The organism is Haloprofundus salilacus, from assembly GCF_020150815.1.
In the GTDB taxonomy this organism is placed as follows: domain Archaea; phylum Halobacteriota; class Halobacteria; order Halobacteriales; family Haloferacaceae; genus Haloprofundus; species Haloprofundus salilacus.
In genome coordinates this window covers 369,869-388,994 of sequence record NZ_CP083724.1, presented here as the reverse complement: position 1 = coordinate 388,994, position 19,126 = coordinate 369,869, and the positions used below count along the sequence as shown (strand labels likewise).

The following is a 19,126-nucleotide window of genomic DNA, read 5'->3' as shown; positions in this document are numbered from 1 at the left end:
CATCACACATTCGGCAGTGCGATGTGCTCTTCAGATCTCTATCACTCTATAACCGTCAAAAAGAGTAGAAGTTAGTTTTCGACTTCGACCCAACCACCCCGTTCGCCGGATTCGTATGCGGCGTCGAGGACTCGAAGAAGTTGGACGGCGTCGTCGACTGTCGCTGGGACATCACCGCTCTCGTAGCCGTCAAAGAACGCCTCGAAGTAGTCCTGAACAAAGTCTCCCCAGGCTGGGAAGCGATTGTATGTGAACTCGAATTCGACGGTGCGTTTCGGTGCAGCCGTCCACTCAGGATCTTCTGACGTGATGTTGAGTGGAACCGTAGGTTCGTGCTGGAGGGCGTCGTGATGCAACGGTGTCAACGCCTGTGCATCGGTCCCATAGAGGCCGAAATGTGTGTCTTTGCCACGGTCGCTCAGATAGTAGCCACTGTGGTATGTTCCCAGCGTGCCCTCATGAGTTTCGAACTGCAAGACAGCTCCCGCCTCAACGTCTGCCTCGTCGGCCTCGTGGAACCTAGCATTCACCCGTGCAATCGGATCGTCGAGAATCCACGGCATCATGTCGACCCAGTGTGGACCGATCCACTGGAGCGCTCCCCCACGACTCGTCTCTCGGTCGTAGATGTAATGGTCGGTGTCGCGATAAGAGAGTTGACTGGCGTTGAATCGGCCGTCGACAGTCCACACGTCGCCGAAGAAGCCGTCTGCGACACGGTTCTTCAATTCCATCGCGACGGGGTTGCGTCGGTAGTACATCGTTGGGGAAACCGTGACACCAGCCTGTTTAGCTCGCTCAGCGATATCCTCCAGGTCGGCGGCTGTCCGTGCAATCGGCTTTTCGCTGACGACGTGGACACCATTCTCGACGGCACTCTCGATGATTGCCGGTGTCTCGTCGCTTCGATACGTGATCCAGACGACATCGACTGACTCGTCGGCGACGAGTCGGTGCGGGTCCTCGTATACCGCTGCGCCCGCTACGAGTTCGGCAGCGTTCTGTCCTTCCGTGGTAATTTCGTCGGGTCGTTCATCCATCGCGGCGATGTTCTCGATGTCGACCTGTCGTCCGGGTTCACACACGGCAGTGACTGTGGCATCGAGTTCGCTCGCGACGGCGAAGTATGGGTCACGGTGATGGTGGTCGACACCGACGTATCCAATATTGACTCCCATACATCGGATTCAAGCAACACAGCATATTATTGTTTTTTTACCGGCAAGTTACCCAGTGCGCCGGCGTCTAATTTTAGCCGGGATTGAATGAGAGATGAACCGAGTGTCTTCTACCCGCATCGAGTGCCATGCTGGGATGAATGGTTATCGAATCAACAAAAGATTATTATTGTTCCAATGGTACGGTCAAGCAACGTAGTAGCCCATGAAAGAGATAGGCATTATCATGAACGGCGTGACCGGCCGGATGGGAACGAATCAGCACCTCATTCGTTCGATTCTCGCGCTTCGAGAAGAAGGCGGCGTCGAACTACCCAACGGTGAACGGGTCATGCCCGACCCCATGCTCGTCGGTCGTAACGAACGTAAACTCCGTGAAATGAGCGAAAAGTACGGTGTTGAACGATGGATTGCCGACCCAGACTTGGATACGTGTCTTGACGGCGACGACGAGATCTACTTTGACTCACAAATAACGACCCGCCGGCCAGCAAGTGTGACCAAAGCAATTGAGGCCGGCAAGGACGTCTACTGTGAGAAACCGCTCGCGGGAGATCTTGAGACCGCTGTCGACGTCGCACGGACGGCGAAACGGAGTGAAGTTAAGCACGGCATCGTCCAAGATAAACTCTGGCTGCCGGGATTGATGAAACTTCAGCGCCTTATCGACCAGGACTTCTTCGGTGAAATTCTCTCAGTGCGCATCGAGTTCGGGTACTGGGTGTTCTCCGGACACGTCCAAGCGGCGCAGCGACCCTCATGGAACTACCGTGCAGAGGATGGTGGAGGAATCATCGACGATATGTTTTCTCACTGGAACTACGTTCTGGAAAACCTGTTCGGCCAGGTTAAGTCGGTGCAATGTATGCAAAAAACTCACATACCCGAGCGAATCGACGAAGCCGGTGAGCACTACGAGGCAACAGCGGATGACGCGGCATATGCAATCATGGAGTTAGAGAACGGCACCGTCGCACAACTTAACTCCTCTTGGGCAGTCCGCGTTAACCGCGACGATCTGCTCGAAGTGCAGGTTGACGGGACGGAGGGAAGCGCCGTGGCTGGCTTGCGTGACTGCAAGACACAACACCGCTCGAATACGCCGAAACCGGAGTGGAATCCCGACACGCCGAAAGAGCACGATTTCTATGAGGACTGGACGCGAGTACCGAACAACAGGGAGTTCGAGAACGCATTCAAACTTCAGTGGGAGAAATTCATCCGGCACGTCGTCGCGGACGAACCATTCCCCTGGGATTTCACCGACGGAGCACGTGGCGTACAACTCACCGAGGCAAGCTATCGCTCCTCGGAGGAGGGACGACGCGTCACCCTCGACGAATTAGAAGTCTGAGAATCCGGCGACTACGAGCAGATACCAGCTGTCTTTTTTGCTCTGTTATCACCCACTGCACCCTCCACAGTTCCGATCTGAGCGAGTCGGTTCGTCTGTCTGGTGCGGTGACGGTGCTGCGAAGTCACCCGACTCAAAATCGATTGGAGAGGGGTCTTCGACCACACGGAGATCGTCACGCTCGCGGGCTTCTTCAATCAAAGCTGTCGACGCGTACAGCCGCTGGAGATGCATCGTATCGGACACCCGGAGAACGCGGACTTCCTCGGGGCTAACGATTCCAATAGTTGAAAGCGCAGCAATCATCCCTGCACGATCGGTTTCGACGGCGGGTGGTATGCGGACACCTCGCGTCGTACTCGCCGTCAAGGCGTTGATGAGTGTGGTTGGCATCTCGATTTCTTTGAGGAGATCGGCATGGACGAAGTCGGCTGAACCCATACCCATCGCGTTGCCATGAGTCGTCTCTGTCAACGTCCGTGTGTAGATACGCTTGATGGCCGGCAACTCTGGCTCTGGCTCCTGAATCGCGAACGGCCGCCGACCGATAACGTTCGTATCCATCCCCTGACCACTGATTTCTTTTCCCTGACCGTCGATGACCAATACGTCGATATCTTGGAACGGGAGCTTCGGCATGACGTCATAGGCTGTCTCAAGTAGTTCTGCCTCGCGGTCCAGAAAGCCCTCCGGTGGGACGCCCTCAAGGAGCGCTGTGTCATCACGCTGATCTTCGAGGATTGCGATGCCACCGACGACAGGAAGTTCGGATAGCAACTGCTGGGTAATCTCGGGTATCATGTTTCGGAGGGACCAATCGACAGCCCAGTCGTGGGCGATCTTCGCTCCACGCTGCTTTCCCATCCCGATGACCAGCATCTTCGAGAGACCGCTCTCGACGGTTCCGTCGAAGTCCGTATGTGGTTTGATCCGGTTTATCGGAACAATCGCATCGGCGGCGACGGCGTTCGAATCGGCGACAACCGGGACATCGCGCTCGGCAGTTCGACCGACTTCTACGACTTCCATGCTCGACCGAATCTCGCAACCGATCGTCGACTCGATGACGTCTAGACTGGCCAACATCTCTCGTTGCCCTTCGTCCGTGGCACCACCGTGGCTACCCATGGCTGGAAAGACAAATGGCTCGTAGCCGCGGTCTTTCGCTTCTGCCACAACGCCAGCAACGATTGTTTTGAGATTTGCGATACCACGACTACCGACACCGAGTGCAATTTCTCCTCCCTCAGGAACGTCGTCTAACGGAAGTGACCCAAATGCTTCTGCGGCATGCTCTGCAATTTTGTTGTGTGGAATCGAATCAGTTTCCCAAACCTGTTCGATAATTCCGAGTTCTGGGAGCTGAGTTTCGCCACAGGCCTCACGTATCGGTTCTTCTGGGACTATGAGTGAACGTCTTGACTCATTTCTATCCATACAGTACGCTATTTGGGTTCCTCTATAAATTTGCCTCCCGTAGGGTCCACTGGCTTGATGTTTAGAAAGTTAACAATACCCGTTGCCACGACCTCAACAGTTAAATCTTCGTGGAGACGGGGTTTATCTGATGCAGATAGTCCGATATAACGGTGGTTCCGGTCCAGTGTTGGGTGTAAAAAAAGGCTCGAAGATACATTCACTCGCCGATTTGCCAGAAGGTCTTCCTACGTACGACGACTTTACAAATCAACGATACCTCGATACGGTGGAGTCACTCGTTCTGAACGGAGGGCTCTCACAGCGAGATATAGATGAGGTAGATCTTCTTGCACCCGTACCTCAACCGGGGAAAATAGTCTGTGCCGGTCTCAATTATCAAGACCACGCCGAAGAACAAGACGAGGAAATTCCCGACGAGCCACTTCTCTTCGCGAAGGCTCCAACGACTGTGACGAATCCAGATAGTCCGATTGTTCATCCTGAGGGTGAACAAGTTGACTACGAAGTTGAACTTGGAGTGGTCGTCGGTCGCACCGCGAAAAACGTCTCTGAAGATGAGGTTTCCGACTTCGTCGCCGGCTACACCGTTCTCAACGACGTGAGCGGTCGGAAGGCTCAATTCTCCGACGGCCAGTTTTTCAGAGGAAAAAGCTACGACACGTTCTCTCCGATGGGACCTACACTTGTTGTCGGTGATAACTTCAATCCGAACTCAGTCGACGTGTTCCTACGGGTTGATGGAGAAACAAAACAAGAATCGAATACGGAGCAATTCATCTTCGATGTCAACGAACTCGTCTCCTACATTAGCCAGAATATGACGCTACGGCCAGGTGACGTGATTTCGACCGGTACCCCTGGTGGAGTCGGAATCTTCCGTGAACCAGTCGATCTACTCAAGCCGGGACAAATGTGTGAGGCGGAGATCGAAGGTATCGGAACTCTCTCTAATCCTGTCATAGAGGAGTAACTCAACTGGACATTCGTTGACGGCGTGAGGGCAACCAAAGCCGCTTGTGCTTATGCATCGTAAATGATATCGTCAGCCTCGCTGCAGTCGGGGTCGTCGATCCTTAAACCGACTGAGACAATCGAACGGCGTGATCAGTAGGGAATCATTCCGCGATGAACACGTAGATGGCGCGATAGAAGGTATGGGAAATTTCTTGGAGTACTTGTTCTTTGTCACCAACTGCAATCATTACAGAACAGAGACTCCCCGACATTGCTAAGATTGAACATACCAAAGAGTTATATGGGTATATCGATAGGCATAGAATGCCTCAATAACGAGGACGATGAGTTGCCTGCAGTACGAACATGAGTGCCCAAACCCAAACTGGAGACTGCATCAAACTAGTCTCAGAATCGATTACTGCAGTGAGATAGCTTGTCTGTTAACACTGTCACTACCTTGTCAGTGTCTCAACGTAGCTCTTAAACACAGGAGCACTACGCGGCGCTTGGAGTCAGTTACCAACTGAACCACGGGCACTAAGACGGCTGTCCCGGGACAGCCGTTTGTTCTCAATTTCATGGCGTTAGTTATAGGAACCAAGGAGAATACCTGAACCTATAGGTGCAGGATGAGTCCGACACTACCTGAATCAAGGAGAGAGTCCCGCCCTTTAGGGCGGGCGTGAATCCGACACTCCACTTCACAATCCACGTTCGACGGTTAGTCTGGGGTATCCTCCCTGACTTTCTTCTCGCCTTCGAGGAGCAACCCCTTCCACGTTAACCCACGGTGCTTCTTCAGTTCCTTCAACCGCTCGTACTGTTCTTCGTCATCGAACTCGATGCGGACTTCGACCATATACAGTAACACACAAACCACATCTTTATGTGTGTTCCAATGTAACCAGTAGTTGATGAAGCGAGCCAACACGTTCGAGGTGGTTCCTCAGTCCGACGAGGGCGAGGAGTTGCTTCGACGGCTGTTGGACGCTTCTGCCGCTCTCTGGAACGAAATCAACTACGAGCGCCGCGAACACTACGCTGACCCAAACGGAGACGTGTGGGAAATCAGCGAGTGTCGCGGTCGCTACGGCGGAACGCTTGGCGCTTCAACAGTTCAACAAATCGAACGCAAGAACCGCGAAGCGTGGAAATCGTTCTTCAGCCTCAAGAAGAAAGGCGAAGCCAACGGCAAGCCCGGATTCTGGGGTAACGCAGACGAGGGCCGAGAACTACGCACGTACATCCGAAACACGTCGTACTCGGTCGAGTGGGGTGAATACTCTCGCCTCGAAATCCTCGTCGGGAAAGACCTGAAAGACGAGTACGGGCTTGGACACCGCGAACGCCCCCGGCTCGAAGTTCGGGGCGACCCCAACTGGAAGGAGTATGAGAAGCAGGGTAGGTTGGAGTTGTTCTACGACGAGCAAGCACAGACGTTCAGGGCCTTTCAGCCAGTCACTATCGACACTTCTCGACTGGCACAACCACTGGCTTCGGAAGAAGCCGCTCTGGACATCGGTGCGAACAACCTCGTCGCCTGCACAACCACGACAGGACAGCAACTCCTGTACGAAGGACGCACCCTGTTCAAGCGATTCCGCGAAACCACACGCGAAATCGCGCGGCTACAATCTCTGTTGGAGGAAGGTCGATACAGCAGTCACCGTATCCGACGCCTGTACGACCGGCGCACCAAGAGACGTGACCACGCTCAAGACGCACTTGTCCGTAACCTCATCGAACGCCTGTACGATGAGGGCGTCAAGACTGTGTACGTCGGTGCGTTAACAGACGTACTTGACACGCACTGGTCGGTGGAGACGAACGCGAAGACGCACAACTTCTGGGCGTTCCGAGCGTTCGTGAACAGACTAGCGTGTACCGCCGAGGAATACGGTATCTCGGTGGAAGTGCGGTCTGAGGCGTGGACAAGTCAAGAGTGTCCGAATTGTGGTTCGACAGAGGATACGACGCGCCACAGAGACACGCTGATGTGTCCGTGTGGATTCGAGGGGCACGCAGACCTCACAGCGTCAGAGACGTTCCTTCAGCGGCAGACAACGGTATCACGGTCGATGGCACGGCCTGTATGCCTCAAGTGGGACGACCACGAATGGTCAGAGTCACCACGCTCAGTTCCCAACGAGGAGCATACGAACCCGCAAGTTGCCTCCGTGGGTCGGTAAGCGATACCCCCAGCGCGAGGAAACCCCGGCGTGAACGCCGGGGAGGATGTCATTCACAGAGCTCGCCGTTCAGTGACACGGCTGGATCAGGCGAAAATCCACAACCACTCACAAGTGGGGCAGATGCTCGACCCCACACGGATGGAGTGCATCGAAACTGTGGAACGTTGCAAAAGGTGATAGAGCGCAGTGGCGGCTATTTCGATGGATAGGAACACTACAGTTGTGACATGAACCCACACCCCCACTATAATCTTATATTTACGTAATATCTTCTCAACCGGGTATTATACAGGTATTGTGGAGAAATTATGCTGTAAGTATCTTAAAACATCATCAATATTCTCGTTACCCATAATATCAACGATTAGTATGAATAATTTAGATAATCACATTCGTAATATAGATTTCTCAGAATTATATTTCGATACTTGTAGTGTATATTTCACACTTTTAACGTCGGTATTGGCTCTTTAGATTTAAAGGCTGAAAACGCTTCTCGTCGACCAATGCATGATTCGGCTATATCCCACCATTTCTAATGAAGGACAATCACCTAAGGCGGGAGCGACGTTGACGCAGCTCACTGACTCAGAATCGTGAACGACTGCGACGCTTGTCACCCACTCTGGAATGTCGAGGACGATGTTCTGCGTTCCGTCGATGGGATCGATTATCCAATCGTACCCGTCTTCCGAGCAGCCGCCGAGTGGACGTACGCAGCAATCGAAGACTTCGACCACGCGCTTCGAGTGATTCTCGTCGACCTGTAAGTCCGAGCGTTACAGATCGAGAGGGTGCGAGAACTGTTCGCAGAACTCTCGTCGCCAAAGCGGCGTGCCTCGGTGACTGGAACGACGACGACGCCGACATTCTGCACCGGGTCAACACATACTGAGACGGACGAGCCCCGTGGCGTGGACTGCCGAGGAGTTGGCGGCAGTGGGTCGAATCCCTCCACGGCAGATAACTGTCGACAGCCGTCGACGGCCGAGAACCTCGTACCGTCGACCGCCGATGAACTCGTCCATTCGACGAGCCAGCCGTACGAACAGTATCGGCAACAACTGGTCGTTCACTGATGTTTATGCCGTGGACGGCGATACTACAGATATGACATCGATCGGCTTCCAACTGTACAGCCTCCACGGAGTCGACGATCCACTGCCGACCCTCATCAAACGCGTCGGCGAGACCGAATTCGAAGGCGTCGAACTCGCCGGTCTCGGCGACCAAGAGCCAAGTGCTATCACCGATGCGTTGGAGTCGGCAGAACTCGAACTCGCTGGAGCACACGTCGGTTTGGAGGAGTTAGAGGAGAACGAAGATGCGACTGCAGAGACGTATCGCGAACTCGGGTGCGAGAACATAATCGTACCGTGGCTAGACCCGGAACACTTCGAGTCCGGAGAAGCGGTAGAGGCGGCGGCCGAACGACTGGAGGTGGTCGCGACAGCGCTGGCAGAACACGACCTTTCGCTGCACTATCACAATCACGATCAGGAGTTCGTCGAATTCGACGACGAACCGGCGCTCTCGAAACTGATGGAGGCGACCGAGAACGTCGGCTTCGAACTCGACCTCGGATGGGCTGGGGCGGCTGGATACGATCCGCTTTCGTATCTCGAAGAACACAGCGACCGAGTGCGTCTGGTTCACCTCAAAGACTACGACGCGGAGACGGGCGACGTCGTCGAAGTGGGCCACGGCGACTTGGACATCGAAGCGGCAGTCGAATCAGTTCGAGGTCACGACGTCGACTGGCTTATCTACGAAGCGGAGGAACGGCCAGACTCGTACGGGACACTCGACCACGCGGCCGACGTGGTCGAGACGTACTGGAAGGGCGCGGGCGTCCGCTCGCCCGAGTCGAGACGTCGATAGAAGAGACCGTCTGTCGAACCGAATCTCGTCCGCCGACTCGTCGTCTGAGACGGCCTCCCCGCATCGACACATCCTTACTCCGTGACCGAGACGGTTGGAACATGACACGTCCAACGGTCACGGTCTGGAACGAGTTCGTCCACGAGCGCGAGAGCGACGTCGTCGCGGAGATCTATCCGGACGGTATCCACACGGTCATCGCCGACGCGCTCGAGGAACGAGGCTTCGAGACCCGGACCGCGACGCTCGACGAACCCGAACACGGCTTGACCGAGGAGGTGCTCGACGACACCGACGTGCTGACGTGGTGGGGGCACGCCGCCCACGACGAAGTCGACGACGAAATCGTCGAGCGGGTCAAGGAGCGCGTCCTCGACGGGATGGGGCTGCTCGTGATGCACTCGGCGCACTATTCGAAAATTTTCAAATCCTTGATGGGCACGACCTGCTCGCTGAAGTGGCGCGAAGCCGCCGAGCGAGAGCGACTGTGGGTCGTCGAGCCGAGCCACCCCATCGTCGCCGGTCTCGACGACGACTACATCGAGTTGGAGGAGGCGGAGATGTACGGCGAGCGCTTCGACGTTCCGGCTCCCGAGACGCTCGTGTTCAACAGTTGGTTCGAGGGCGGCGAAGTGTTCCGCTCGGGCTGTTGTTACCGGCGCGGCGCGGGGAAAGTGTTCTACTTCCGACCCGGACACGAGACGTACCCCGTCTACCACGACGAGACCATCCAGCAGGTGCTCGCGAACGCCTGCGAGTGGGCCGCGCCCGGTGAGGACCAGCCGACGCCCACATACGGCAACGCCGAGCCGAAGGAGGACATCGACACGAGCGACGAGCGAACGGTTCACTGAGGCACGACTTCCGTTTACCGTTCTCCGATAGAGCTCTCGTTGACGAACCCGTGCGGGGAGTCGCCCCGCAGATACCGAACGACGTTCTCCGCGGCTTTGCGCCGCAGTTCGTCGATCGACGATTCGGAGTACCACGCGACGTGGGGCGTCACGACGACGTCGTCGCGGTCGAACAGCGGCGAGTCGTGGGTCGGTTCCTCCTCCATGACGTCGAGTCCGGCGCCGGCGAGTTCGCCCGCCTCCAGCGCGTCGTACAGCGCCGCCTCGTCGACTATCGGTCCGCGAGCGGTGTTTAGGAGGAACGCCGAGGAGTCCATCCGTCCGAAGGCGTCGGCGTCGAACAGGTGGTGGGTCTCATCGACCAGCGGCGCGTGAACCGAGACGATCTCCGACTCCGAGAGCAACGTCTCGAAATCGACCCTGTCGACGGGGGAGTCCGCGACGTCCTCGTCGTCGATGTACGGGTCGTAGGTGAGGTACTCGAAATCGAACCCGGCGGTCAACTCGACGAACGTCCGGGGAATCTTCCCGAACGCGACGAAGCCGACGGTCTTGCCCGGGAGCGCCTCGATGGGGCGACCGACCTTCCAGTCCCACGTGCCGGATTTGACCGTCCGGTCGTACACCGTCGTCTTCCGAGCGAGCGCGAACAGGAGCGAGAGGGCGTGCGTCGCCACCTCCTCCTCGCAGTAGGAGGGGACGTTCGCGACGGCAACGTCCCGTTCGGAAGCTGCCGCGACGTCGACGTTGTCCACGCCGATACCGTACCGCGAGACTACCGACAGCTCTGGGAGCGCGTCGAGAACTGACTCGGTCACCTCGGCGTACTGGACGAGCAGTCCGTCTGCGCCCTCGGCGAGCGTGATCAGTTCTTCCTCGGAGTCGGCCGACCCGACGACGACGTCGTCGACGTCGGCTTCGGCGAACACGCGCTCCTCTATCCGGGCGTCGGGGAAGTCCGATTGTGAGACCGCGATTCTGTGTGACATTACCTCAACCTCCCGTCGAACGAGGATAAAGCCTGTCCCGCCTCCCCGGCTCCGAACGCGTCTCTCTCGACTGTTGTCACCCTCCGCCGTCGGTGCCGTCGTCTACTCGTGGCTACGGTGATTCACCGGCAGACGGTGGTCTCAGCCGTACCGGCGAAACATTTATATCACTAGTCAGACAAACTGATAGTATCTACCGAGTGGATACTTTGTCGCGAGTATCGTAACGGTCCCACCCGTAGAACCCGACTGTAGGAGGGTGCGGAATAGGGTATCGTCACGGAGAAGGGCGCATGAGACCCGTCGACCGGTCGAGCCTGAAAATTTTTATATAGGTACCACCTCAAGGAGTAGCTATGTCATCGACGCTTACTACAGGGGAAACCGCTCGGTTCTCGGTCAAGAACGTCGGCGGTATCGACGAAACGTCGGTCGAGATTCCGCCGGGCATCACGGTACTCGCGGGGCGAAACGCGACGAACAGGACGTCGTTTCTCCAGGCAGTAATGGCAGCGATGGGAAGCGAACGAAGTTCGTTGAAAGGTGATGCCGACGAGGGGCGCGTCGAACTCGAACTCGGCGACGACCAGTACGTTAGCACGCTGAAGCGAATAGGCGGCGGTGTGAGTACGAGCGGTGACCCGTACCTCGACGACGCCGAGGTCGCCGATCTATTCGCGTTCCTCCTCGGCGACAACGAAGCGCGCCGGGCGGTCACGCGCGACGCGGATCTCCGCGAGCTCATCATGCGACCGGTCGACACCGACGCGATTCGTCGCGAGATATCGGAACTCGAAGACGAGAAGTCGCGACTCGACGACCGCCTCGACGAACTCCAGAGCCTGAAGCGCGACCTCCCCGAACTAGAGAAGGAACGCACGCGCCTGCGCGACGAACTCGAAGCCAAGCGAGCGGCGCTAGCCGAAAAGGAAGCCGAAATAGACGAACACAGCGCCGACGTCGACGAGTCGCGCGAGGAGAAGCGCGAGCTGGAGAAGAAACTCGACGACCTCCGCGACCGGCGCAGCGACCTCGAGACGGTGCGCTCCGACATCGACCTCGAACAAGAGAGCATTGAGTCCCTGCAGAGAGAACTGCGCGAACTCGAAACCGAACTCGACAACCTCGCCGACGGAAGCGAGGAGACCGACGGCGAACTCGACCGTCGCATCGAACAGCTCCGCGACCGAAAGCAGCGTCTCAGTTCTGAGGTCAGCGAGCTCCAGAACGTCCTGAAGTTCAACGAGGAGATGCTGGAAGACGGTCCCGTCACCGGGGCGCTGCCGTCCGAAAACGGCGAGTCGAAAGCGGTCACCGACCGCCTCGTCGACGACAACTCGGTCGTCTGTTGGACCTGCGGGTCGAACGTTGACCGCGAGAACATCGAGGGAACGCTCGACCAACTGAGGAAGCTCCGGAAGGAGAAACTCGCGACAGTGCGTGACATCGAAGACGACCTCAGCGAGCTTCGAAGTCAGAAGAAAGAACGGGAGAACCGACAGCGACGGCTCGAAACGGTCGAACGAAAGCTCGAACGCGTCGAAGACGAAATCGAGCGCCGCGAGGAGACGCTCGCCGACAAGCGTGACGAGCGCGACCGACTCGGCGAGGAGGTAGCGGCGCTCGAAGAGACGGTCGACGACCTCGAATCGGAGGATTTCAGCGAGGTGCTCAGCCTCCACAAAGAGGCGAACGAGATCGAGTTCCAGCTCGGCCGGTTGGAATCGTCGCTCGAGGATATCGAGGCCGACATCGCCGACATCGAGGACGAACTCGCGAGCGAGAGCGACCTGCGCGACGAGCGCGAACGCGTCGCCGACGAGCTCACCGACCTCCGGACGCGAATCGAGCAGATAGAGACGCAGGCCATCTCGGAGTTCAACGACCACATGGACGCCGTTCTCGGTATCTTGGAGTACGCTAACATCGAGCGGATCTGGATCGAGCGCGTCGAACGTCAGGTCCGCGAGGGGCGGCGGAAAGTGGACAAGACGGTGTTCGAACTCCACATCGTCCGCAGCACCGAGTCGGGGACGACGTACGAGGACACCGTCGACCACCTCAGCGAGTCCGAACAGGAGGTAACCGGTCTCGTCTTCGCGCTCGCGGGCTACCTGGTTCACGATCTCTACGAGACGGTGCCGTTCATGTTACTCGACTCGCTGGAGGCCATCGACTCCGACCGCATCGCCCGACTCGTCGACTACCTCTCGGAGTACGCCGAGTTCCTCGTCGTCGCGCTCCTGCCCGAGGACGCGCAGGCGCTCGATGAGGAGTACACCCGTATCTCCAAAATCTAACGGCAACGACACGGTTCTTCTTTCTGGCGTTCGCTCTGACGGGTCTTGCCCTCCAGCTAGCAGTTCAGTTCGAGTCGGATGCGTCCACTTCGATATCGTCCGCTCGACAGTCACAGCCGCCGCGTTCGAGCAGTTCGTCGACGCCGTACTGCGCACCGCACTCCTCGCAGAGGACGTTCATGTCGACGAACAGTCTGAACTCGCCGAGCGTGATGTGGTCGTTCGACCGCAACTGATCGAGGTTTCCTTCGGTAACAGTCGTCGCGCGCGAACGGAGGCGTCGGATGCTCCGAGCCGCGTTCTCCACGCGGTCGGTGTCGGAGCGTTCGTACTCCGCGCCGCGGTACTCCTTGAGGTACGAGCGTATCGCCTGATACGTGACGAAATCCCGTTCGAGTCTGTCGACGTCGACGCCTTCGCGTTCGAGCCGGACCCGCGCCTCCGTCCGCATCCCGCTGCTCACCTCGTCGTCGGTCAACAACCGGTAGACGTTCTCGACTTCGCCGTCGAGCGTCGACGCGCCGGCGGCCGTCATCGCCGCTTCAAGCACGCGCCGGTTGAATCGGTCGGCCAAGTCGCGGAGACTGTGCCGCTCTTCGCCGTCGCCGGTCCAGAGTCGCTCGAGCCGTCGCCCGAACTCGGGTCCGAGGTCGTATTCGTCGATGACGCGAGCAACTTTGCTGTTCGGTCGCTCGGGACTGTCGCCCGTGTCGTCTGTGTCCATTTACCGCCCGTATGAAGGCGAGGCAGTTAACTGTACTTCTTATGGGATAACAAGACTAGTATTGTTATGGCATTCGTCACCGACACTATCGAAGACAATGACGGCGAACCGAACGGTTCTCCCTCTAACCGTTTCCGAGAAAGAAACACAGGTCGAGTGGACGCTGTCACCGGCAGCAGTCTCGGCCTTGTGAATTCGAAAAGTCGCTAGTAGGAGTCCCAAGGGAGGAGAGTAGCGTCGAACTCGCCGTGGCGTTCTCGAAACAGTCACTGGCTCGAAGCACAGATTGAAACGCCGAACAGCGCTCATCAAACGCACTCTGTTCACCGATGAGAAACACGCGTTACCGTTGTAACAGTGCAACTTCGATAGCGTTACTGGTGCTGACTACGAGGCCGGCCAAGTCCTCTTCGAGTTTTTTCCCGCTCATTTGCTCGATCGACCCCGAGACGGTGATAGCGCCGACGGGATGACCGGGGGCGGTCACCGGGGCCGCGACGCATTGAACGGACGGCATGTGTTCGCCACGCTCGAAAGCGAGGCCGCGGTCTTGGATAGAGCGCAACTCACGCTGTAGCGCTCGCTTCTCTGTGATCGTTTTTTCCGTGGACGAGGGGAGACCATGCAGGTCGATAATCCGCTCGATCTCCTCGTCGGAGAGTTGTGAGAGTATCGCCTTGCCACCCGCAGTCGCGTGGAGGTGAACCTGCCCCCCGACCACCGGAAGTCGGTCGTCGGAGTCGAACGTCTCTCCGGCGCGGTAGGCGTAAACCCCGAATCCGTGTTCGACGACCATGAGATTCGTCACCGCTCCCGCCGTCTTCGCGAGGTTGTCGATGGCCGGCTTCGCAGCGTGGTACAGCTCCGACCGTTCGCGAACGCGGTTTCCGACGCCCAGAAACCGGAGACCGAGGCGATAGGTGCTCTCCTCTTTCACCACGTAATTGAGCGATTCGAGCGTCGTCAGGTGTTTGTGAACCGAACTCTTCGAGAGCTCTACCTCGCGGGCGAGCTCCGTGACGCCCGACGGACCCCGCTCAGCGAGCGCTTCGACGATTCGGAACGTCGTCCGAACCGAACTGACGGGGTATGCTTCGTTCGTGGTCATACACGGACCTTCGCGCTCTAGACCATAGTATTTCCTGTTAGGAAACGGATTCCCGACCCCCCGACCCGTGTTCGTGCCCGAAACGGCCGTCGGCGGTGAAATACCGCGACAACGGTCTTAGGCCCTCTAGCGACCAACTAACACCATCGTCGACGGCGCAAGACCGTCACCTCTCGCGCGGAGCGTACGCCTCCGAATCCGGTGACGACGCATCTCCATCGGTACGCAATACTACCGTTTCCTAAAGAGAAACGAAGGGTGAGAAGGACGAGAAGAAACGAGGTGCGGGAGCGGTGACGATCCGCTGACGCCGCGCTCTCGACGATTCGCGGCGAAAACAGGGAGGTCCGGACGGAGGCGGTCGTCGGAAAAAAGGGCGCTCCGCGAGCGGGTTCAGGCCGAGGAGACGGGTGCTTCGGGTTTCTCGAACGAGTACACGACGTTCTCGCCGGTCTCTGCGTCGAACAGGTGCAGCGACTCCTCGTCGAACTGGAGTTCGATGTGGTCGCCCTCCTGAATGGGAGTTTTCGCTTCGACGCGAGCGGTGCACTCGACGTCGCCGACGTGCAGGTAGAGGTAGGTGTCGCTGCCGATGGGTTCGACGACGTCGACGACGGCGGTGACCGTCTCCGCGCTGGCGGTGTCGCTGACGGAGACGCTCTCCGGGCGGACTCCAAGCGTGAAAGCATCCCCGTTGCGGTCGGCCACTTGTTCGCGGTGGTACTCCGGGAGGCGGTAGTCGAAGCCGTCGCCGACGGCGACGCCGTCGTGAACCTCGACGTCGAAGAAGTTCATCGATGGCGACCCGACGAAATCCGCGACGAACATATTGGCCGGTTGGTAGTACAGTTCCTCCGGTGGTGCCACCTGCTGGAGTTCGCCCTCGGCGAGGACGACTACCTGGTCGGACATCGTCATCGCCTCCTCCTGGTCGTGCGTAACGTAGATGGTCGTCGTATCGAGATCCTCCTGGATCCGCTGCAGTTCCGTCCGCATGTGCATCCGGAGTTTGGCGTCCAGATTAGAGAGCGGTTCGTCCATCAGGAACACGTCGGGTTCGCGGACGATGGCGCGGCCGGTCGCAACGCGCTGCTGCTGACCCCCGGAGAGGTGTCCCGGTCGTTTATCTAAGAGGTCGCCGATCCCCATCATCTCGGCGGCGTCCTCGACTCGTCGGTCGATCTCGTCGTCGGAGAGGTCGGTCGTCAGCCGCAGTCCGTAGGACATGTTGTCCCTGACGGACATGTGCGGGTAGAGCGCGTAGTTCTGGAACACCATCGCCACGCCTCTGTTCTGCGGTGCGACATCGTTGACGACGCGGTCACCGATGCGTATCTCCCCGCCGGAGATGTCCTCCAGTCCGGCGACCATGCGTAGCAACGTCGACTTCCCCGACCCTGACGGCCCGACGACAGACACAAAGTCGCCGTCTACCATCTCGAGGCTGAAATCTTCTATCGCGACGATGTCGCCGTCGTCGTACGTCTTCCTGACATGTGTAAAGCTCACGCCACTCATAGTTTTTGTATGGTTGGGTGGTTCTTCGCAGATATTCATATAGTTTTCCCCGGGTGCCCCGGTGGACGCATTTTTTGGTGCGTTTAGTCAGACCCCTAACGTTATGTAGGCGAAACAATACCGGAGGAGCATGCGACGGAGAACGCTGCTCCGAGGAGTCTGTCTCGCCGCCGGCACGAGCGTCGCCGGCTGTCTCGACCGGGACCGCGGCGGACCGACCTACGAGAATCCGGTGTTCGAACCGATACTGGCGGACCCGTCGGTCCACCGCGCGGCCGACGGCGAGTTCTACGCGTACGGAACCGCCGACGACTGGAGAGACGGCGAGGGGACACGCGTCGTACCCATCGTTCGGTCGTCTAATCTCGTCGACTGGGAGTACGTCGGCGAGGCGTTCGAATCGACCCCCGACTGGAAGGAGTACGGGAACGTGTGGGCGCCGATGGTCGTTCGCCGCGACGGTCGGTACCTAATGTACTACTCGCTGTCGACGTGGGGCGACGAGAACCCCGGCATCGGCATCGCGACGAGCGACGACCCCGGCGGCCGGTTCGAAGACCGCGGGGAACTCTTCACGAGCGAAGAGATAGGCGTCGAGAACTCCATCGACCCGTTCTTCTACGAGGACGACGGGACGCCGTACCTCTTCTGGGGGAGTTTCCACGGCATCTACGGCGTCGAACTCGAATCCGACGGGACGACCCTCGCTGGGGAGCCGTTCCAGATAGCCGGCGACCGCTTCGAGGCGACCTATCTCTACGAGCGCGACGGGCGGTACTACTTCTTCGGCTCCACGGGTAGCTGCTGCGAGGGACCGTTGAGCACCTACCGCGTCGAAGTCGGCCGCGCCGACTCGCTGCGCGGCCCCTACGTGAACGCCCAAGGGCGGAACCTCATGACCTTCGGCGGCGAGGTCGTCGTAGACGACGGGGCGGGGTTCGTCGGTCCCGGCCACAACTCGATGGTGGTCGACGACCGCGACACGGAGTGGCTGGTCTATCACGCGTACGTCGAGGGGAACGAGTGGATCGATTCGACACCGAGGCGTGCGCTCATGCTCGACCCGTTGCAGTGGGAAGACGGATGGCCGCGCGTCGAAAGCCGGGTCCCGAGCACCGAGCGCTCTGGCCCGGTGTTCGATGAGTGAACCGTAGTGAGTTGTGAGGTGCCAACAAAACGGCGCTCTCAGGCGTTCTTCGAATTCGATAGACGACCCGTTCGCACCGGAGAAACACTTATACATAATCGATAATATGGTTCAAGTGGTATGCCACGCGAAAGCAGAGCACCTAGCCTCGTTCACAGACGTAACTTCCTGAAAACGGCCGGTATCGCCGGCACCGTCGGTCTCGCCGGTTGTACGGACAGCCTCGGCGGCGGTGGCGGGAACGGAAGCGGGAACGGAAGTGGAGGCGGCGGCAACGGCGGAGAGACGACCATCGAGTACTGGACGCTGTTCGGCGGCGGCGACGGTGACGCGATGGAGAAGATGGTCGACCAGTTCAACGAGAGCCACGACAACATCACAATAAACAGGCAACGGCTCCCCTGGGACCAGTACTACGACAAACTGTACACCGCCCTCACAGGCGGCAACGCACCCGACCTGGCGGTTATCCACGCGTCGCAGCTGGCCGTCTATCAGGACGTGCTCCAGCCGCTCGGCGACCTCGTCAGCGACGACACGTCGAGCGCGTACGTCGACTCGATCTGGCAGCAGGTTCAGCTGGGCGGGGACCGACTGGCGCTGCCGCTGGACACCCACCCAATCGGCATCTACTACAACAAATCCATCTTCGAGGAGGCCGGACTTGACCCCGAGAGCCCGCCATCGTCGGCACAGGAGTTCACCGACGCCTGCAACGCCATCGTCAGCGAGACGGACAAACAGGCGTTCAGTCCGACGCCGTACGGTCCCGGCGAACTGCTCCGCGTCTACCTCGCGTTCCTCCGGCAGGCTGGCGGTCAGTTGCTCACCGACGACAAGAGCCAGGCCGCCTTCAACAACGAGACGGGCGTCGCCGTCGCGGAGTACTTCTCGAACATTACCGGAAAGTGGGAGTGGGACCGCCCGGAGATGGCGGATAACCGCTGGGAGAAGGCGTTCTACGCGGGCGACCTCGCCATGGTCGCCAACGGGACGTGGTTCTACGGCCCCGCGAACGACCAGGACTTCGAGTTCGGCATGTTCAAGCCGTTCGTCTACCCCGAGGGCGACCAGCAGTACACTTGGGCCGACAGCCACTCGCTGGCGCTGCCGATGAATCCTGACCGCAGCGAAGCAAAACAGCAGGCGGCGCTCGAAGCCGCGCGCTGGCTCACTCAGGAGACCAACGTCTGGGGAACCGACGCGGGACACCTGCCGGCGAGTCAGTCCATCCTCGAATCCGACGAACTCCGGCAGTCGGACGTCTGGAACAAGACCCTCTCGACGTTCTTCGAGATGGCCGACAACGACCAACTCGCGTACGTCCCGCGGACGGAGAACATCGACACGTACCAGGAACGGCTTTCGGACAGCCTCGCGGAGATATACAGCCAGCAGGTTTCGCCCCAGAAGGGCATCCAGCAAGCGGCTCAGGGCGTCAACGATGCGCTGAATCAGTGAACGATGTCCGTCACAAACAGACT

Annotated in this window: 16 protein-coding genes; 8 read left to right on the top strand and 8 right to left on the bottom strand. The window is 58.6% G+C overall.

Annotated elements, in window-relative coordinates; translation table 11 throughout:
* Positions 1 to 71: 71 nt before the first annotated feature.
* On the bottom strand, positions 72 to 1,178 hold the full coding sequence (locus tag LAQ58_RS18470) for a Gfo/Idh/MocA family protein (protein ID WP_224450340.1): 1,107 nt from the start codon (positions 1,176 to 1,178) through the stop codon (positions 72 to 74).
* A gap of 205 nt (positions 1,179 to 1,383) precedes the next feature.
* On the opposite strand from LAQ58_RS18470, the gene LAQ58_RS18465 reads away from it, so the two are divergent.
* Complete coding sequence (locus LAQ58_RS18465; protein WP_317988549.1) at positions 1,384 to 2,532, top strand: Gfo/Idh/MocA family protein; 1,149 nt, start codon at positions 1,384 to 1,386, stop codon at positions 2,530 to 2,532.
* A 48-nt stretch (positions 2,533 to 2,580) separates the two neighbouring features.
* On the opposite strand, the gene LAQ58_RS18460 is transcribed toward LAQ58_RS18465, so the two are convergent.
* Positions 2,581 to 3,969, bottom strand: a complete 1,389-nt coding sequence (locus LAQ58_RS18460; RefSeq protein WP_224450338.1) for a nickel pincer cofactor-dependent isomerase, group 22 — start codon at positions 3,967 to 3,969, stop codon at positions 2,581 to 2,583.
* Between the two features lie 130 nt (positions 3,970 to 4,099).
* Between LAQ58_RS18460 and LAQ58_RS18455 the strand changes: the two genes are divergently transcribed.
* Positions 4,100 to 4,942, top strand: a complete 843-nt coding sequence (locus tag LAQ58_RS18455; protein ID WP_224450337.1) for a fumarylacetoacetate hydrolase family protein — start codon at positions 4,100 to 4,102, stop codon at positions 4,940 to 4,942.
* Positions 4,943 to 5,650: 708 nt separating this feature from the next.
* Here LAQ58_RS18455 and LAQ58_RS18450 read toward each other — a convergent pair.
* A complete protein-coding gene (locus tag LAQ58_RS18450) occupies positions 5,651 to 5,788 on the bottom strand; it encodes a hypothetical protein (RefSeq protein WP_224450336.1) in 138 nt (45 codons plus the stop codon).
* 55 nt (positions 5,789 to 5,843) lie between these two features.
* Between LAQ58_RS18450 and LAQ58_RS18445 the strand changes: the two genes are divergently transcribed.
* Complete coding sequence (locus LAQ58_RS18445) at positions 5,844 to 7,118, top strand: RNA-guided endonuclease InsQ/TnpB family protein (protein WP_224450335.1); 1,275 nt, start codon at positions 5,844 to 5,846, stop codon at positions 7,116 to 7,118.
* Positions 7,119 to 7,597: 479 nt separating this feature from the next.
* Here LAQ58_RS18445 and LAQ58_RS18440 read toward each other — a convergent pair whose 3' ends face one another.
* Positions 7,598 to 7,861: an inositol monophosphatase family protein gene (locus LAQ58_RS18440; RefSeq protein ID WP_224450334.1), complete on the bottom strand. Its 264-nt coding sequence runs from the start codon at positions 7,859 to 7,861 to the stop codon at positions 7,598 to 7,600.
* Between the two features lie 370 nt (positions 7,862 to 8,231).
* Here LAQ58_RS18440 and LAQ58_RS18435 point away from each other — a divergent pair, with 370 nt between their 5' ends.
* Entirely contained in the window at positions 8,232 to 9,002 is a 771-nt protein-coding gene (locus LAQ58_RS18435; protein ID WP_224450333.1) for a sugar phosphate isomerase/epimerase family protein, read from the top strand.
* Positions 9,003 to 9,103: 101 nt separating this feature from the next.
* Positions 9,104 to 9,856 (top strand): ThuA domain-containing protein, encoded by a 753-nt coding sequence (locus LAQ58_RS18430; RefSeq protein WP_224450332.1) that lies wholly within the window; start codon positions 9,104 to 9,106, stop codon positions 9,854 to 9,856.
* Positions 9,857 to 9,870: 14 nt separating this feature from the next.
* On the opposite strand, the gene LAQ58_RS18425 is transcribed toward LAQ58_RS18430, so the two are convergent.
* Positions 9,871 to 10,845 (bottom strand): C-terminal binding protein, encoded by a 975-nt coding sequence (locus tag LAQ58_RS18425; protein WP_224450331.1) that lies wholly within the window; start codon positions 10,843 to 10,845, stop codon positions 9,871 to 9,873.
* Between the two features lie 356 nt (positions 10,846 to 11,201).
* On the opposite strand from LAQ58_RS18425, the gene LAQ58_RS18420 reads away from it, so the two are divergent.
* Complete coding sequence (locus tag LAQ58_RS18420) at positions 11,202 to 13,145, top strand: archaea-specific SMC-related protein (RefSeq protein WP_224450330.1); 1,944 nt, start codon at positions 11,202 to 11,204, stop codon at positions 13,143 to 13,145.
* A gap of 64 nt (positions 13,146 to 13,209) precedes the next feature.
* Here the strand turns inward: LAQ58_RS18420 and rdfA are convergent, their stop codons facing one another.
* The 3 genes from rdfA to LAQ58_RS18405 form a co-directional block, all read right to left on the bottom strand.
* The gene (rdfA, locus tag LAQ58_RS18415) at positions 13,210 to 13,869 is read right to left on the bottom strand and encodes a rod-determining factor RdfA (protein ID WP_224450329.1); all 660 of its coding nucleotides are present in this window, start codon (positions 13,867 to 13,869) and stop codon (positions 13,210 to 13,212) included.
* A 343-nt stretch (positions 13,870 to 14,212) separates the two neighbouring features.
* A complete protein-coding gene (locus tag LAQ58_RS18410; RefSeq protein WP_224450328.1) occupies positions 14,213 to 14,977 on the bottom strand; it encodes an IclR family transcriptional regulator in 765 nt (254 codons plus the stop codon).
* Positions 14,978 to 15,370: 393 nt separating this feature from the next.
* Positions 15,371 to 16,495 carry an ABC transporter ATP-binding protein gene (locus tag LAQ58_RS18405; RefSeq protein WP_224450327.1) on the bottom strand — a complete coding sequence of 375 codons (1,125 nt, stop codon included), beginning with the start codon at positions 16,493 to 16,495 and terminating at the stop codon, positions 15,371 to 15,373.
* 130 nt (positions 16,496 to 16,625) lie between these two features.
* Between LAQ58_RS18405 and LAQ58_RS18400 the strand changes: the two genes are divergently transcribed.
* A complete protein-coding gene (locus LAQ58_RS18400; RefSeq protein ID WP_224450326.1) occupies positions 16,626 to 17,642 on the top strand; it encodes a family 43 glycosylhydrolase in 1,017 nt (338 codons plus the stop codon).
* 120 nt (positions 17,643 to 17,762) lie between these two features.
* Positions 17,763 to 19,103 carry an ABC transporter substrate-binding protein gene (locus LAQ58_RS18395; protein ID WP_224450325.1) on the top strand — a complete coding sequence of 447 codons (1,341 nt, stop codon included), beginning with the start codon at positions 17,763 to 17,765 and terminating at the stop codon, positions 19,101 to 19,103.
* The last annotated feature ends 23 nt before the right edge of the window (positions 19,104 to 19,126 follow it).

Coding starts and splice junctions, on each gene's coding strand:
- LAQ58_RS18410 (WP_224450328.1), bottom strand. CDS start 14,977: ATGACCACGAACGAAGCATACCCCGTCAGTTCGGTTCGGACGACGTTC.
- LAQ58_RS18460 (WP_224450338.1), bottom strand. CDS start 3,969: ATGGATAGAAATGAGTCAAGACGTTCACTCATAGTCCCAGAAGAACCG.
- LAQ58_RS18470 (WP_224450340.1), bottom strand. CDS start 1,178: ATGGGAGTCAATATTGGATACGTCGGTGTCGACCACCATCACCGTGAC.
- LAQ58_RS18400 (WP_224450326.1), top strand. CDS start 16,626: ATGCGACGGAGAACGCTGCTCCGAGGAGTCTGTCTCGCCGCCGGCACG.
- LAQ58_RS18450 (WP_224450336.1), bottom strand. CDS start 5,788: ATGGTCGAAGTCCGCATCGAGTTCGATGACGAAGAACAGTACGAGCGG.
- rdfA (WP_224450329.1), bottom strand. CDS start 13,869: ATGGACACAGACGACACGGGCGACAGTCCCGAGCGACCGAACAGCAAA.
- LAQ58_RS18455 (WP_224450337.1), top strand. CDS start 4,100: ATGCAGATAGTCCGATATAACGGTGGTTCCGGTCCAGTGTTGGGTGTA.
- LAQ58_RS18395 (WP_224450325.1), top strand. CDS start 17,763: ATGCCACGCGAAAGCAGAGCACCTAGCCTCGTTCACAGACGTAACTTC.
- LAQ58_RS18435 (WP_224450333.1), top strand. CDS start 8,232: ATGACATCGATCGGCTTCCAACTGTACAGCCTCCACGGAGTCGACGAT.
- LAQ58_RS18445 (WP_224450335.1), top strand. CDS start 5,844: ATGAAGCGAGCCAACACGTTCGAGGTGGTTCCTCAGTCCGACGAGGGC.
- LAQ58_RS18465 (WP_317988549.1), top strand. CDS start 1,384: ATGAAAGAGATAGGCATTATCATGAACGGCGTGACCGGCCGGATGGGA.
- LAQ58_RS18430 (WP_224450332.1), top strand. CDS start 9,104: ATGACACGTCCAACGGTCACGGTCTGGAACGAGTTCGTCCACGAGCGC.
- LAQ58_RS18425 (WP_224450331.1), bottom strand. CDS start 10,845: ATGTCACACAGAATCGCGGTCTCACAATCGGACTTCCCCGACGCCCGG.
- LAQ58_RS18405 (WP_224450327.1), bottom strand. CDS start 16,495: ATGAGTGGCGTGAGCTTTACACATGTCAGGAAGACGTACGACGACGGC.
- LAQ58_RS18420 (WP_224450330.1), top strand. CDS start 11,202: ATGTCATCGACGCTTACTACAGGGGAAACCGCTCGGTTCTCGGTCAAG.